This window comes from Pedobacter sp. Bi27, assembly GCF_918698255.1.
In the GTDB taxonomy this organism is placed as follows: Bacteria; Bacteroidota; Bacteroidia; order Sphingobacteriales; family Sphingobacteriaceae; genus Pedobacter.
This window is the reverse complement of sequence record NZ_CAKKMW010000023.1, coordinates 1-1,069: the sequence shown is the minus strand read 5'-3', so window position 1 is coordinate 1,069 and position 1,069 is coordinate 1. Positions and strand designations below refer to the sequence as shown.

The window sequence follows — 1,069 nt, the reverse complement described above, 5'->3', positions numbered from 1 at the left end:
TGTAAAGGTTTAGTAATTCGGTAATGAACTAGTTTATTTTTTGTTATTTATATTGACCATTTCCACAGGCTTTTTACCATTAATTCCTTGGTGTGGTCTTTCCCAGTTATAATATACAATATACTTTAAAAGTTCGTCCTGCAATTCCTCTAGGCTATCAAAGTCTGTATCTTCAATGAGATCCTCTTTTAAGGTTCTCCAGAAGCGTTCAACCTTTCCGTTTGTCTGTGGCCGATATGCCTTGGTGTAACGTCGTTTGATCCCGGTTTCCATCAGCATCCTCTCAAAGGGATGGTTCTTTTTGTTCTGACTGATTGAGGGACCGAACTCTGGCCCGTTGTCAGCAATCATCTCCTCAAAGAGTATCCCAAATTCCTGTTTGAGCATCTGCATGCAGCGCATACCAGCGAACATGGTGGTAAGAGCGGTAATGTCTTCCATTACCTCTGCCCAGGCCAAACGTGAATAATCATCGAGGACACACAGCAGATAAAGCTTTCTATTTTGTCCCCTGATTACACTTTTACTAAGATGGTGGCAATCAATATGTCCCAACTGGCCCATATACTCCTTTATGATCTTTCGTTTAACTTCTTTTTCGGCCGACCTCAAATGGTTCTGACCGTGACGCTTGAGGATATTGTATACCCCAGATGCCGATGGCGTAAATTTATCTGATTTTTGTTGAAGCTGACTGGCTATTTCAAATTTATTACAGCCAAGTTTACGAAGATCAAGCACTTTTTGTTCATCCTGTAGGTCGGGACGTCTTGTACGGTACTTAGGACCACGCTTCGCTGGGAGCAGGTCCAGTTCATTGCCCGATTGCTTGAACCTGTTGTAATACTTCAAAAAACTTCGCGCATCAGTATCATGCGCAGAGTAGAAGTCTTTTACAAGTTTAAAATTGGCGTGCAGACCAGCTTTTACCTGTTCATATTCTGTGATCAGGAAACGGTATTTGTTCAGGTAATTACGCTTTAAGGTAAGATCATTCGTGTTTATTCGCATAAATCAATCATTAGCTAATACAAAGCTAATTCTGTTACCGAATTACTAAACCCTTACA

At 41.0% G+C, this 1,069-nt stretch carries 1 protein-coding gene; it reads right to left on the bottom strand.

What is annotated here, in order from left to right; translation table 11 throughout:
• Positions 1 to 33: 33 nt before the first annotated feature.
• Positions 34 to 1,011, bottom strand: a complete 978-nt coding sequence (locus LQ227_RS25555; protein ID WP_230145291.1) for an integrase core domain-containing protein — start codon at positions 1,009 to 1,011, stop codon at positions 34 to 36.
• Between the last annotated feature and the right edge of the window lie 58 nt (positions 1,012 to 1,069).

What these genes read in the sequence shown, in the direction of transcription:
- LQ227_RS25555 (WP_230145291.1), bottom strand. Translation starts at nt 1,011, where the DNA reads ATGCGAATAAACACGAATGATCTTACCTTAAAGCGTAATTACCTGAAC.